Below are 12707 nucleotides of genomic sequence, written 5' to 3'. Positions count from 1 at the left end.
CGGGGGTCGCACGAGGTCGGGTGAGCGTGGTGGTGGTCACCTCCCGGCTACGTTGAGGGACATGTCCACCCCCCACTCGGGCCCGAGCTCGGCAGTGATGTGGTTCCGTCGCGACCTGCGCGTGCGCGACAACCCGGCCCTCCTGGCCGCTCTCGAGGAGGGCTCGGTCACGGCCCTCTTCGTGATCGACCCGGCCGTGTGGGACGGCGCGGGCCCGGCGCGACGGGCCTGGGTCGCGGCCAACGTGCTCGCCCTCGCCGAGCGCATCCCGCTGACCGTCCGCCACGGCGACCCCGCCGACGTCGTGCCCCGCGTGGCCGGCGAGCGCCGCGTGCACGTGTCGGCGGAGACCACTCCCTACGGCCGCCGCCGCGACGAGGCCGTCGGCCAGCGGGTCGAGCTGGTCGCCACCGGTTCGCCGTACGCCGTCGGCCCGGGCCTGGTCCGCAACGGCAGCGGGGACCCCTACCAGGTCTTCACCGCCTACGCGCGCGCCTGGCGCGAGCACGGCTGGTCGGACCCGGCCCCCACCCCCCGCTCCCCCGACCTCGAGGCGGCCGACTCGCACCAGACGGCGATCGACGTGCTCGAGAAGGCGGTCGCCGACGCGCCGTTCGACCTCCCCGCCGCGGGCGAGGACGCCGCCCGGCGCCGTTGGCGCGAGTTCCGCGACGAGGGCCTCGCGCACTACTCCGAGGAGCGCAACCGCCCCGACCACGACGGCACCTCCCGCCTGTCGCCCTACCTCCACCTCGGGGTGCTGCACCCGCGCTCCCTGCTGGCCGACATCAGCCCCGGGTCGACGTACGCCAACGAGCTCGCGTGGCGCGACTTCTACGCCGACGTGCTCTGGCACACGCCCGAGTCGGCGTGGACGGACCTCAAGCCGGCGCTCAAGGGGATGAGGTACGACGACCCCGAGGACGCCATCGAGGCGTGGCGCACCGGCACGACCGGCTACCCGATCGTGGACGCCGGGATGCGCCAGCTGCTGCACACGGGCTGGATGCACAACCGCGTCCGGATGATCACCGCGTCCTTCCTCACCAAGGACCTGCACGTGTGGTGGCCGGTGGGCGCGCGCCACTTCCTCGACCTGCTCCTCGACGGAGACGTCGCCTCCAACAACCACGGCTGGCAGTGGGTGGCCGGCACCGGCACCGACGCCTCGCCCTACTTCCGGGTCTTCAACCCGGTCACGCAGGGCCTGAAGTTCGACCCTCAGGGAGACTACGTACGCCGCTGGGTGCCCGAGCTGGACCACCTCCCCGGCAAGGCCGCGCACGAGCCCTGGAAGTCCGACGTGGGCTACGAGCGCGACTATCCCCTGCGCATCGTCGACCACGCGGAGGAGCGCAAGGAGGCTCTGGAGCGCTACCAGGCAGCTCGGGGGTGATGTACCTCACCGTCCGTTTATCGGGCGTCCAGCGGGGTACATGAATTCTTTTCGATGGTTGGTTGCACTTTCCCGTGATGTTTCCGTTACAGTCGTGCGCGGTCTTGCCGACCCGACCCCCCTGACCCGGCAGATTGGTAACTACCCCTATGGGCAACCACCGAGCGGAGCGCGCTCCCAAGCGACGCACCTCGGCAACGGCTGCACCTGTGAACGGCAAGCGACGTGCGACCACGCCGCCTCGCCGCTCCCTGGTCCGCAGCCTGCCGTCCCTGCCCCTCGTGGCAGGCGTCGCCGTGCTCGCAGTCTCCGCAGGTGGCGCAGTCACCGCATCCGGCGCGGGAGTCACCGCGCTGACCGCCTCCGGCTCCGCCGTGGGTGCCAGCGCCTCCATCGGCGCCGCCACCGGCCAGGCCATCTCCGAGCGCGGCCCGCTCGTCAGCCGTGGCGGGACCCGCAGCTCCGGCGGCGAGGAGCTCGACCCCGAGCTGGTCGCCCTGGCCGAGAAGCAGATGGCCGAGCGTGCCGCCAAGCTCGACGAGATGCGCAAGGCCGCCGAGAAGCAGGCGGCGAAGATCAAGGAGAACAAGTGGGTTCTCCCCCTCGAGCACTACGCCATCACCGCCACCTTCGGCCAGTACGGCCTCTGGGCGAGCTACCACACCGGCCTCGACTTCAACGGCGACTCCGGTGACCCGATCATCGCGGTCGCCAACGGCACCGTCACCTCGACCGGCTACGACGGCGCCTACGGCAACAAGACCGTGGTGACGCTCGACGACGGCACCGAGATCTGGTTCTGCCACCAGACCTCGATCTACGTCTCCGTCGGCGACCGCGTCAACGGTGGCGAGGTCATCGGCACCGTCGGCGCCACGGGCAACGTGACCGGCTCCCACCTGCACCTCGAGGTGCGCCCCGGTGGCGGCGGCCCGGTCGACCCCTTCCAGGCCTTCGTCGAGCACGGGATCGTTCCGTGACCGACGCGCGGAGCGCGTCGTAGTCACGGAAGATCGAGTAGCGCGCCGCGGGTGAGCCTGCGAAGCCGCGCCAGCGCGTATCGAGACCTCTCGACCCACGTGACCGACACCTGAGTCGCGGCGACCGCGACGCCCAGCACTGCGTCGTACGCACCTCGACCACCGGATTGAGGCTAGAGCTTCTCGACGGGCGCGTAGCGGAGCAGCAGGCGCTTGACGCCCTCGGAGCCGAAGTCGATCGAGGCCACGGACTTCTCGGCCACCCCGTCGACGGCGACGACGGTGCCCATGCCGAACGAGTCGTGCACGACCCGGTCGCCCGGCGACAGGCTGGGGATCTCGCGGGCCGGCTTGGCCTTGGCGGCGGCGTCGGCACGCATGGCGGCGGAGGAGAAGTTGCGCCGGCCGGCGTCGGTGGGGGTGCCGAGGCGGGTCGAGCCGCCGGTGAGGTCGGGGCGGCCCCAGCGGGTCTGCTCGGCGGCCGTGCGCCGCCAGTCGACGAGGTCGACCGGGAGCTCGTCGAGGAAGCGGCTGGCGGGGTTGTGGCTGGGCGCGCCCCACGCGGAGCGGACCAGCGCGCGGGAGATGTAGAGGCGCTTCTCGGCACGGGTGAGGCCGACGTAGGCGAGGCGCCGCTCCTCCTCGAGCTCGGGCTGGTCGCCCAGCGAGCGCTGGTGCGGGAAGACGCCGTCCTCCAGCCCGGTCAGGAACACCACCGGGAACTCCAGGCCCTTGGCGGTGTGGAGGGTCATCAGCGTGACCACCCCGGAGTCGTCGCCGTCAGGGGCGTCGGGGATCGAGTCGGCGTCGGCCACCAGCGCGACACGCTCGAGGAAGTCGCCGAGCCCCACCGCGACCGTGCCCGCCTCGACCTCGGCCGGGTCGGCGCTGGGGCCGGGCTGGGGGTCCTCGGCGAACTCGCGCGCGACGGCGACGAGCTCGGCGAGGTTCTCCACACGGGTGCCGTCCTGCGGGTCGTCGCTGGCCTCGAGCTCGGTGAGGTAGCCCGAGCGCTCGAGCACGGACTCCAGGATGACGTCGGGGCGCTCGTCGGCCTCCACCATCGACTGGATCTCCTGGACCATGGCCACGAACGCCTCGATGTTCTTGAGGCTGCGGGTGGCGAGGCCGGGTGCGTCCTTCGCCCGGGTCAGCGCCTCCCAGAACGTGATCCGGTCGCGCTCGGCGAGCGCCGCGATGCAGGCCTCGGCGCGCTCGCCGATGCCGCGCTTGGGGGTGTTGAGCACCCGGCGCAGCGAGATCTCGTCGGCGGTGTTGACCAGCATCCGGAGGTAGGCCAGCGCGTCGCGGACCTCCTTGCGCTCGTAGAAGCGCACACCGCCCACGACCTTGTAGGGCTGGCCGGTGCGGATGAACACCTCCTCGAAGACGCGCGACTGCGCGTTGGTGCGGTAGAACACCGCGACGTCGGCCGGACGGACGCCGGCGTCGTCGACCAGCTTGTCGATCTCCTCGCTGACGAACCTCGCCTCGTCGTGCTCGTCGTCGGAGACGTAGCCGACGATGCGCTCCCCCGCCCCGGCGTCGGTCCACAGGCGCTTGGGCTTGCGGCCGCGGTTGTTGCCGATGACCGAGTTGGCCGCGGTGAGGATTGTCTGGGTGGAGCGGTAGTTCTGCTCGAGCAGGATCGTCGTCGCGTCGGGGAAGTCCTGCTCGAAGTCGAGGATGTTGCGGATGTCGGCCCCGCGGAAGGCGTAGATCGACTGGTCGGCGTCGCCGACCACCATCAGCTCGCTCGGCCCGACCCGCTCCCCCGCGTCGTCACCGGGCTCCGCATCCATCTCGAAGGACTGCCCGCACAGCTGCTGGATCAGGCTGTACTGCGCGTGGTTGGTGTCCTGGTACTCATCGACCAGTACGTGCCGGAACCGGCGGCGGTAGTTCTCGCGGACGTCGGGGAACGCCTGCAGCAGGTGCACCGTGGTCATGATCAGGTCGTCGAAGTCGAGCGCGTTGGCCTCGCGCAGGCGGCGCTGGTAGTTGACGAACGCCTTCGCGTAGGTCTCCTCGAACCCGTTGCGGGCCTCCTTGGCGGCGTCCTCGGCGTCGCGCAGCTCGTTCTTCTGGTCGGAGACCCAGTTGAGGACGGCGTTGGGCTGGTAGCGCTTGGGGTCGAGCTCGAGGTCGCGCAGCACCAGCGTCATCAGGCGCTTGGAGTCGGCGGCGTCGTAGATCGAGAAGTTGGACTTGAAGCCGACGCGGTCGATCTCCTTGCGCAGGATGCGCACGCACGCCGAGTGGAAGGTCGAGACCCACATGATCCGGGCACGCTTCCCGACGAGGTCCTCGACGCGCTCCTTCATCTCGGCCGCGGCCTTGTTGGTGAAGGTGATGGCGAGGATCGAGCCGGGGTGGGCCTTGCGCTCGTTGATGAGCCAGGCGATGCGGCGGGTGAGCACGCGGGTCTTGCCGGAGCCCGCTCCGGCGACCACTAGCAGCGGTGCGCCGGCGTGGGTCACGGCCGCCCGCTGGGGCTCGTTGAGGCCCTCGAGGAGGGGGTGGTCGATCAGGGCCGGATCGGTGGGGGCATCGGTAGGACTCATGACCGCCCCAGCCTATGCGGCAGGTGCGACAGCTCGGTCAGGCGTGCACGGGCGACCAGAAGACGGCCACCCCGATGTTGACCACCGTCAGCGCCAGCAGGCCGTAGTAGAGGCCCTGCGGGATGCTCGCCTTGCGCATGTTGACCATGACGAGCACCAGGATCACCAGCCCGATGGCGAACTTCACGCCGATCTTGGCGTGGTCGGGCGAGCCCAGGCTCTCGAGCACGCCGACCAGCAGCAGGCCGGCGAGGAAGGCCGTGCCGATGCCGTCGCGCATCGCCGCGTTGACGGTCTTGGTCTCGTCGCGCACCTGCACGAGGAGGCCGCCGAGCAGGGCCGCGAAGCCGAGGACGTGGACGAAGAGCAGCACCAGCCGCAGGGTCTCCATGCGGCACACCCTAGCCAGCGCGGGGCCGGCCCCGGAGGTCAGGCCTTGCGCCGCTTGCGGGGCGCAGGGCGTACGACGAGCACGGGGCAGGGCGCGTAGTGCTGGACCCGCTGCGCGGTGCTGCCGACGAGGACGGCGTCGCTCAGGCCGCGGCCGCCGGCGGCGACCACCACGAGACCGGCCTCGTACTGCTGGGCGGCCTTGATGATCTCGTTGGCCGCCGACCCGCTGCGGATCCGCTTGTTGACCTTGGGTCCCCACCCCTCGAAGACCGCCGCGATGGTGTCGACGGCGTTCTCGGCGGCCTCGCGGAACGAGCCGGTCGGCCACTCCCCCTGCTTGTCGCTGACGTCGTCGGCGAAGGCCACGGAGGCGAGCGGGCGGATCACCGCGATCACCGAGATCTCGGTGATCTTGGTCGGGTCGGCGAACGACTTCAGGTGCTTGGCGGCGGCCAGCGACTGCTTGGAGCCGTCCGTGGCGACGATGACGTGCATCTCAGACCTCCTTCATCTCGGGTGTGCGGTCGCCGGTGCCCCGGCTCCCGAAGAAGTGCTCGGCGAGGAACAGCACCACGCCGACCCCGAGAAGCCCGGCACACCAGACCAGCGACGACGGGTCGTCGTAGACGGTGAAGCCGAGGATTGCCAGATTGCCAAGGAGACCGAGCATCAGCAAGGGCGTGTTGGCCCGGAAGATCTCGTCGTGCTCGTCCTGCCCGCGCAGCTTGAGGCAGGACACGATCACCAGCGCGTAGATCGCGAGCAGCAGCACGACCGTGACGGTGGCCAGGCGGCCGACCAGGTCGATGCCGCCGCCGGATGCCGTCACCGCGGTGCCGATCGCCAGCAGGAGGCCGACCACGACGCCGCTGAAGAGCAGGCCGACCCAGGGGCTGCGACGCGTGGGGTGGATCTTGGCGAAGACGCCGGGCACGACGTCCTCGCGGGCCATGCCGTAGAGGATGCGCGGCTGCGTGACGATGGTGACGAGCGTGGTGTTGGTGATGGCGACCAGCGCGATGATGGAGAAGAGCGTCGACATCAGCTCGGTGGAGAACGGCAGGATGCCGGCCTTGACCACCTCGAGCAGCGCGGCGTCGGACTCGGCGAGCGTGTCCGTCGGCACCGTCAGTGCGGCTGCCATGGAGACGAGGACGTAGACCAGGCCGGCCACCACCATCCCGCCGACCAGCGAGCGCGGGAACGCCTTGTAGGGCTCGATGGTCTCCTCGGCGACGTTGGCGGTGTTCTCGAAGCCCGTCATCGCGAAGAAGGAGAACGCGATGCCGGCGAGCACGGCGAGAGCCGGGCTGCCGTAGTCGCCCGAGGTGTCGATATGCGTGAGGACGCCGAAGTCGGCGTCGCCGCGGGAGATGTGGACGATCCCGATCACCAGCACGATCAGGAGCCCCGCGACCTCGACGAAGGTCATCAGCATGTTGATCACGACGGACTCGGTGATGCCGATGAAGTTGACGATCACCAGGATCGCGATGAAGACGAGCGACACCAGCAGCGCCGGCGGCGCAGCCCACAGCTCGGAGAAGTAGGAGGCGAAGCCGGTCGCCAGGGAGCCGGAGGCCGCCATGCTGGCGGCGAGGAACGACACCGTGATCAAGAAGGTGAGCGGGCGGTTGCCGAACGCCTTGTTGACGTAGAGCGAGGCCCCGGCCGCGCGGGGGTACTTGGTGACGAGCTCGGCGTACGCCGCACCGGTGATGGCCGCGACGGTCACGCCCAGCGCGAAGGCGATCCAGAACGCGCCGCCGACCGCGGCAGCGACCAGGCCGATGAGGACGTAGATGCCCGACCCGAGCACGTCACCGAGCGTGTAGAAGAACAGCAGCCGCCCGGTGATGGAGCGCTTGAGCTCGCTGTCTTCCTCGTCCGGGCGGTGGATGGTGGCGGTGTCGGCCACGGGGGCCTCGCTTCCGAGAGAGGACGGTTGTGCACCGAACCCCACCCCGTCGAGGAGTCGTTGTCAATCGTCGCCCACCCGCACGGAGGGCGCCGCGCGTCAGAGCAGGCGGCGGTCCGACGCCCACTTCGTCAGCTCGTGACGGCTCGAGAGCTGGAGCTTGCGCAGGACCGACGACATGTGGGTCTCCACGGTCTTCACCGAGATGAAGAGCTCCTTGGCCACCTCCTTGTAGGCGTAGCCGCGCGCGATCAGGCGCATCACCTCGCGCTCGCGCTCGGTGAGCCGGTCGAGGTCCTCGTCGACGGCGGCGACGTCGATCGAGCCGGCGAAGGCGTCGAGCACGAAGCCGGCCAGTCGCGGGGAGAAGACGGCGTCACCGCCGGCCACCCGCGTGATCGCGTCGACCAGCTCGGGACCGGTGATCGTCTTGGTGACGTAGCCGCGCGCGCCGCCGCGGATCGTGCCGATGACGTCCTCGGCCGCGTCGGAGACCGACAGCGCGAGGTAGAGCGTGTCGGGCGAGGGGTGGCGCCGCATCACCTCGACCCCTCCCCCACCGGGAAGGTGCACGTCGAGGAGCACCACCTGCGGCTGGAGCTCGCGGACGACCGCGATCGCGGCGTCGGCGTCGGCCGCCTCGCCGACCACCTCGACCACGCCGGCGCCGCTGGAGGCCAGCTCGGCGCGGACCCCGGCCCGGAACATCGCGTGGTCGTCCACCAGGACGACGCGCACGGGCGCTCGGTCCGGGGTGGGGGTCTGGTTCATCGGTTCTCCTCGTGGGGCGAGTGGGAAGAGCTGCGGGGCATGTGCAACCGGACCTCGGTGCCCTCGCCGGGAGCAGAGCGTACGTCCGCCCGCCCGCCGTGGCGCGACATCCGGTCCACGATGCTGTTGCGCACGCCCTGCCGGTCGGCAGCGACCGCGGCAAGGTCGAAGCCGGCGCCCCGGTCGCGCACGAAGACGTCCACCGCGCCGGGCGAGGTCTCGGCGTAGACGTCGGCGCGCTGGGTGCCGGCGTGCTTGGCGACGTTGACCACGGCCTCGCGCGCCGCGTGCACGACCGGGCGCAGCGACTCGTCGAGCTCGCAGTCGCCGACGGTGACCACGTCGACGACGACCGGGTGCTGGGTCTCGACGTCGGCGGCCATCTCCTTGAGCGCCCCGGCGAGCGTGGTGGCGTCGGAGGTCTCGGCCTCGAAGAGCCACTGGCGCAGGTCGCGCTCCTGCGAGCGGGCGAGCCGGGCGACGGTCGTGGAGTCGTGGGAGTTCTTCTGGATCAGGGCGAGCGTCTGGAGGACCGAGTCGTGGAGGTGGGCGGCCATGTCGGCCCGCTCCTGCGTGCGCACCCGCTCGGCGCGCTCGGCGCTGAGGTCGTTGATCAGCCGCATCGCCCACGGCCCCACCACGATCGCCAGGCCGACCAGGCCGAGCAGCCCGGCGACCAGCACCGGGACGGCGAAGGTGGCCTGCCCGGCGGCGACCGCGAAGACGATGAGGGCGGTGACGATCAGGCCGAGACCGGCGGCGATGCGGCCGTACGCCGCCCAGCCGCCGTTGCCGAACACCGCGCGGAACGGGTCGATGCGTCCCGAGCTGTCCATCCAGCGCTCGCGCTGGGCCTCGTCGGCCTGGCGCCACAGCAGGCCGATGCCGGCGACGCCGAGGACGACCGGCCAGAACAGCACCCCCTGGCCGAAGATGCCCTCGAACCCGAGCACGACGCCGAAGAACAGCGCGCCCAGCGCGATCGCGGGTCCGGCGTCGCGCAGCCGCGAGCGCCGGCCCGGGCGCTTGCCCGTGCGGGTCGCGCTCTCCAGGCCGGGGGCGCTGACCTCGAAGCCCTGGTCGGCGGGCAGGAACATCCACAGGCCGGCGTAGAGCATCAACCCGAAGCCGCCGAGGAGCGACGTCGCGACGAAGAAGACGCGGACCCACAGGACCGGCACGCCCAGGTGCGCGGCCAGGCCGGCCGCGACGCCGCCGACGATCGGCGAGGACGTGTCGCGGTAGGCGCGGCGCGGCTGGCCGGCGCGCGGGAGGGTGGGTGAGCTGGGCTGGGTCATCGTGGCTCCATCGTCGCAGGCACGCGCGTGCGCGACCATGAGGACAGACCCCGAGCCGACCCTGAGCCGGTCCCCGGCCGAGGCACCGCGATTCAGGGCAGTCCCCGATGGTGCGAGGCGTCGGCGCGGACGAGAGTTGAGCCATGGACAACGCCACCCCCACCACCGAGCAGCCTGCACCACCTCCCGGCCAGCCCTCCGGTCCGCGCGTCACCCGCGACGAGATGAAGGACCTCAGCCGGCTCCGCCGCAGCGTCACCGACCGCCACGTCGCCGGGGTGGCCGGCGGCATCGCCCGCCACCTCGACATCGACCCGATCATCGTGCGGGTCGCGCTCGTGGTCGCGGTCTTCTTCGGTGGCGCCGGGCTGCTGGCCTACATCGGTGCCTGGATCCTCGTGCCCGAGGAGGGCACCGACGACGAGCCGCTCGGCCTGGACGCGCGCAGCCGCTCCCTCGCCCTCGCCGGCGTCGGCGTGCTCGCCCTCCTCTGCGCGGTCGGCGACTGGGCTGGCGCGTTCTGGTTCCCGTGGCCGCTGGCGATCCTCGCCGCGGTGGTCATCTGGTTCCTCAACCGCAAGGACAGGACGCCGAGGGAGCAGGCCGGCTACGGCTACGCCGAGCCCACGTTCACCGGCGCCGAGGCGGTGAGCGAGACGTCGTACGCGCCGGCGGTCCAGCAGTACGCCCGGGAGCCGCGGCGCCAGCCGCGCAACCCGCGTCGTCGTGGTCCGGTCCTCTTCTTCTTCACGCTCGCGCTGGTCGCGCTCGCCGAGGGCGTCCTCGGTGTGGTCGACCTCGCCGGGGTCGCCGTGACCGACAGCGCCTACCCGGCGCTGGCCCTGGGGATCATCGCGCTGATGCTGCTGGTGGGCTCCTTCTGGGGCCGCGCCGGCGGGCTGATCGCCCTCGGGCTGGTCGCCGCGCTCGTCACGGCGATCGGCACGGCGAGCAGCCAGTTCCCCGAGGACCACCACACGTTCGCCCCGACCTCGCCCGGCGAGGTGAGGGACTCCTACGAGTTCGGCGGCGGCGAGCTCCTGCTCGACCTCTCCGGGGTCGGCGACGTCGACGGCCTCGACGGCCGCGACATCGCGATCGACGGCGTCGGCGGCCGCGTCGAGGTGCTCGTCCCGGACGGGATGGACGTCGCCGTGCAGACGCAGGTCGTGGCCGGCGACAGCAGGGTCTTCGACCAGCGCAGCGACGGCTTCGACGTCGCCCAGAACGGCTTCCTCGACGGCGGCGACGAGGTCCCCGACATGACCATCACCATCGACCTGGTCGCCGGCGAGATCATCGTCCGCGAAGCGGCCTGAGGAGCGACACCATGAGCGACGACAACAGCTACGACACCAGCTACGACAGCACCTACGACCAGGACGTCTACGGCCACCGGTCCGACTACGGCGAGCCGATGACCGGCCCGCTCGACGCCCCAGAGAAGCCGACCGGGTGGCACCCGGTCAACATCACCCAGCTCGTCATGGGGGTGGCCTTCGCCGGCATCGTGCTGGTCTGGGCCCTCGTCCAGGGCGACGTCGTCGAGACCGACGAGCTGCGCTGGCTGATGCCGATCCCGTGGCTGGCCGCCGGTGCCGCCGGCCTCGCGGCGACGGTGTGGCGCAGGGCCTAGCCGAGCGAGCAGGCCGGCAGGGCGAACCACCTGAGGTCGTCGAAGTCCTCGGTCAGGTGCGCGGCGTCCGACCAGTCCGGAGGCGACGCGGCGGCCATGATCGCGCGGCCCTCGTCGAGGTGCTCCCGGAGCACCGAGGCGGGGGCCGTCGTCGTGTGCTGGGGCCACGTCATCGTGCCGTCGGCGGCGTACGACACGTCGGCGAGGCGCAGCGGCGGCTCGACCGCCCCCGTCCGGTGGTGCCACAGGCCGGTGACCGGGTCGAAGCGGTAGTCGCCGAGCAGCCGCCAGCCCTCGCGGGCCACGAGTCGTACGGCCTCCACGACGTAGGTGAAGACCTCCTCGTCGACGAAGTAGTTGAAGTTGACCCGCACCCAGCCGGGCTTGATGCCCTCGCAGCCGCCGGCGATCTGCGCCTCGAACCGGTGGCTGTGGTCGAGGTCGATGTGGAGCAGGCGGTGGCCGTAGGGGCCGGCGCACGAGCAGCCGCCGCGGGTCTGGATGCCGAAGAGGTCGTTGAGCAGGGCGACCACGAAGTTGTGGTGGAGGTAGGAGCCGTCGGGCGCCTTCACCACGAACGAGACGATGGAGAGCCGCTGTGCCTCGAGGTTGCCGAGGATCTGCAGGGTCGGCTCGGCCACCCACGCCTCGACGGCGCGGCGCAGCATCTCCTCCTCGTGGGCCTGGATCGTCTCGACGCCGACGGCCTGCTTGAGCTGGAAGACGAGCCCGGCGCGGATCGACTCCACGATCGCGGGGGTGCCGCCCTCCTCACGGTGGGCCTTGTCGTCGAGGTAGCGGTGCTCGGTCGGGTTGACGTACATGACGGTGCCGCCGCCGGGGACGACCGGCACCCGGTTGGCCATCAGCTCACGACGTACGACGAGCACGCCCGGCGTGCCGGGACCGCCGATGAACTTGTGCGGGCTGATGAAGATCGCGTCCTTGTGCGAGGCGCCGGGGCCGTACATCTCGATGTCGACGTAGGGGGCGCAGGCGGCGAAGTCCCAGAAGCTCAGCGCACCGTGCTGGTGGAGCAGGTCGGCGACGCCCTCGGTGTCGGTGACGATGCCGGTGACGTTGGAGGCGGCCGAGAAGGACCCGATCTTCAGCGGCCGGTCGGCGTGGCGCTCGAGCTCCTCGCGGAGGTGGTCGAGCGAGACCCGGCCGTCGGCGTCCTCGTGGATCGTGACGACGTCGGCGATGGTCTCGCGCCAGCTGACCTCGTTGGAGTGGTGCTCGAACGGGCCGATGAACACCACCGGGCGCTCGTCGGCGGGAATCTGCTCGCTCAGGTGGTAGCGGTCGTCGAGCGTGCAGGGGATGCGCAGCCCCAGGATGCCGATCAGCTTGTCGATCGCCGCCGTGCTGCCCGAGCCGCAGAAGACCACGACCGTCTCGTCGTCACCGCCGACGGCGTCGCGGATGATCCGCCGGGCGTCCTCGCGCAGGCGGGTGGTCTGGAGCCCGGTGCCGCTCGCCTCGGTGTGGGTGTTGGCGTAAGCCGGCAGGACCTCGTGGCGGATGAAGTCCTCGATGAAGGTGAGGCTGCGGCCCGACGCGGTGTAGTCGGCGTAGGTCACGCGGCGCGGGCCGTAGGGTCCGTGCATCACCTGGTCGTCGCCGATGACCGAGGCGCGGATGTGCTCCAGGAGAGCGGTGGAGGCAGGCGTGTCGTGCGTCACGCCCTGAGCGTACGCCGGTGCGAGGACAGGCCTGCCATCCGGAAGGCCTGCCCTCGCAGTGGTCAG

Annotated in this window: 11 protein-coding genes; 4 read left to right on the top strand and 7 right to left on the bottom strand. The window is 71.3% G+C overall.

Translation table 11 applies throughout. From position 1 onward, the window contains the following. Nucleotides 1-61: 61 nt before the first annotated feature. Both ACS3YM_RS02865 and ACS3YM_RS02860 read left to right on the top strand, forming a co-directional pair. Nucleotides 62-1396, top strand: coding sequence for a cryptochrome/photolyase family protein (locus ACS3YM_RS02865; RefSeq protein WP_439938569.1), 1335 nt, complete (start codon nucleotides 62-64; stop codon nucleotides 1394-1396). Nucleotides 1397-1605: 209 nt separating this feature from the next. Continuing rightward, nucleotides 1606-2376 (top strand): peptidoglycan DD-metalloendopeptidase family protein, encoded by a 771-nt coding sequence (locus tag ACS3YM_RS02860; protein ID WP_439938568.1) that lies wholly within the window; start codon nucleotides 1606-1608, stop codon nucleotides 2374-2376. 173 nt (nucleotides 2377-2549) lie between these two features. Here the strand turns inward: ACS3YM_RS02860 and pcrA are convergent, their stop codons facing one another. The 6 genes from pcrA to ACS3YM_RS02830 form a co-directional block, all read right to left on the bottom strand. Beyond that, nucleotides 2550-4940 carry a DNA helicase PcrA gene (gene pcrA, locus ACS3YM_RS02855; protein ID WP_439938567.1) on the bottom strand — a complete coding sequence of 797 codons (2391 nt, stop codon included), beginning with the start codon at nucleotides 4938-4940 and terminating at the stop codon, nucleotides 2550-2552. Nucleotides 4941-4977: 37 nt separating this feature from the next. Beyond that, nucleotides 4978-5331, bottom strand: coding sequence for a hypothetical protein (locus ACS3YM_RS02850; protein WP_439938566.1), 354 nt, complete (start codon nucleotides 5329-5331; stop codon nucleotides 4978-4980). Between the two features lie 38 nt (nucleotides 5332-5369). After that, the gene (locus ACS3YM_RS02845) at nucleotides 5370-5828 is read right to left on the bottom strand and encodes a universal stress protein (protein WP_439938565.1); all 459 of its coding nucleotides are present in this window, start codon (nucleotides 5826-5828) and stop codon (nucleotides 5370-5372) included. Between the two features lies 1 nt (nucleotide 5829). After that, nucleotides 5830-7251 carry an APC family permease gene (locus ACS3YM_RS02840; RefSeq protein ID WP_439938564.1) on the bottom strand — a complete coding sequence of 474 codons (1422 nt, stop codon included), beginning with the start codon at nucleotides 7249-7251 and terminating at the stop codon, nucleotides 5830-5832. Nucleotides 7252-7350: 99 nt separating this feature from the next. Next, nucleotides 7351-8022, bottom strand: a complete 672-nt coding sequence (locus ACS3YM_RS02835; RefSeq protein WP_439938563.1) for a LuxR C-terminal-related transcriptional regulator — start codon at nucleotides 8020-8022, stop codon at nucleotides 7351-7353. Further along, nucleotides 8019-9320 carry a PspC domain-containing protein gene (locus tag ACS3YM_RS02830; protein ID WP_439938562.1) on the bottom strand — a complete coding sequence of 434 codons (1302 nt, stop codon included), beginning with the start codon at nucleotides 9318-9320 and terminating at the stop codon, nucleotides 8019-8021. Before ACS3YM_RS02830 ends, ACS3YM_RS02835 begins: the two co-directional genes overlap by 4 nt. Before the next feature lie 143 nt (nucleotides 9321-9463). Between ACS3YM_RS02830 and ACS3YM_RS02825 the strand changes: the two genes are divergently transcribed. Continuing rightward, nucleotides 9464-10639 (top strand): PspC domain-containing protein, encoded by a 1176-nt coding sequence (locus ACS3YM_RS02825; protein WP_439938561.1) that lies wholly within the window; start codon nucleotides 9464-9466, stop codon nucleotides 10637-10639. 11 nt (nucleotides 10640-10650) lie between these two features. Then, nucleotides 10651-10956 carry a hypothetical protein gene (locus tag ACS3YM_RS02820; protein WP_439938560.1) on the top strand — a complete coding sequence of 102 codons (306 nt, stop codon included), beginning with the start codon at nucleotides 10651-10653 and terminating at the stop codon, nucleotides 10954-10956. Here ACS3YM_RS02820 and ACS3YM_RS02815 read toward each other — a convergent pair. After that, entirely contained in the window at nucleotides 10953-12641 is a 1689-nt protein-coding gene (locus tag ACS3YM_RS02815; RefSeq protein ID WP_439938559.1) for an aminotransferase class V-fold PLP-dependent enzyme, read from the bottom strand. The genes ACS3YM_RS02820 and ACS3YM_RS02815 overlap by 4 nt on opposite strands. Nucleotides 12642-12707 lie beyond the last annotated feature (66 nt).

The organism is Nocardioides sp. N13(2025), from assembly GCF_051912545.1.
Lineage (GTDB): Bacteria > Actinomycetota > Actinomycetes > Propionibacteriales > Nocardioidaceae > Nocardioides.
The sequence above is the reverse complement of the archived record's forward strand: the minus strand, read 5'-3'. Positions and strand labels throughout refer to the sequence as shown.

Bases quoted from the DNA above. Each gene is read 5' to 3' on its own strand.
- pcrA (WP_439938567.1), bottom strand. From the start codon at position 4,940: ATGAGTCCTACCGATGCCCCCACCGATCCGGCCCTGATCGACCACCCC.
- ACS3YM_RS02850 (WP_439938566.1), bottom strand. From the start codon at position 5,331: ATGGAGACCCTGCGGCTGGTGCTGCTCTTCGTCCACGTCCTCGGCTTC.
- ACS3YM_RS02835 (WP_439938563.1), bottom strand. From the start codon at position 8,022: ATGAACCAGACCCCCACCCCGGACCGAGCGCCCGTGCGCGTCGTCCTG.
- ACS3YM_RS02830 (WP_439938562.1), bottom strand. From the start codon at position 9,320: ATGACCCAGCCCAGCTCACCCACCCTCCCGCGCGCCGGCCAGCCGCGC.
- ACS3YM_RS02820 (WP_439938560.1), top strand. From the start codon at position 10,651: ATGAGCGACGACAACAGCTACGACACCAGCTACGACAGCACCTACGAC.
- ACS3YM_RS02865 (WP_439938569.1), top strand. From the start codon at position 62: ATGTCCACCCCCCACTCGGGCCCGAGCTCGGCAGTGATGTGGTTCCGT.
- ACS3YM_RS02845 (WP_439938565.1), bottom strand. From the start codon at position 5,828: ATGCACGTCATCGTCGCCACGGACGGCTCCAAGCAGTCGCTGGCCGCC.
- ACS3YM_RS02825 (WP_439938561.1), top strand. From the start codon at position 9,464: ATGGACAACGCCACCCCCACCACCGAGCAGCCTGCACCACCTCCCGGC.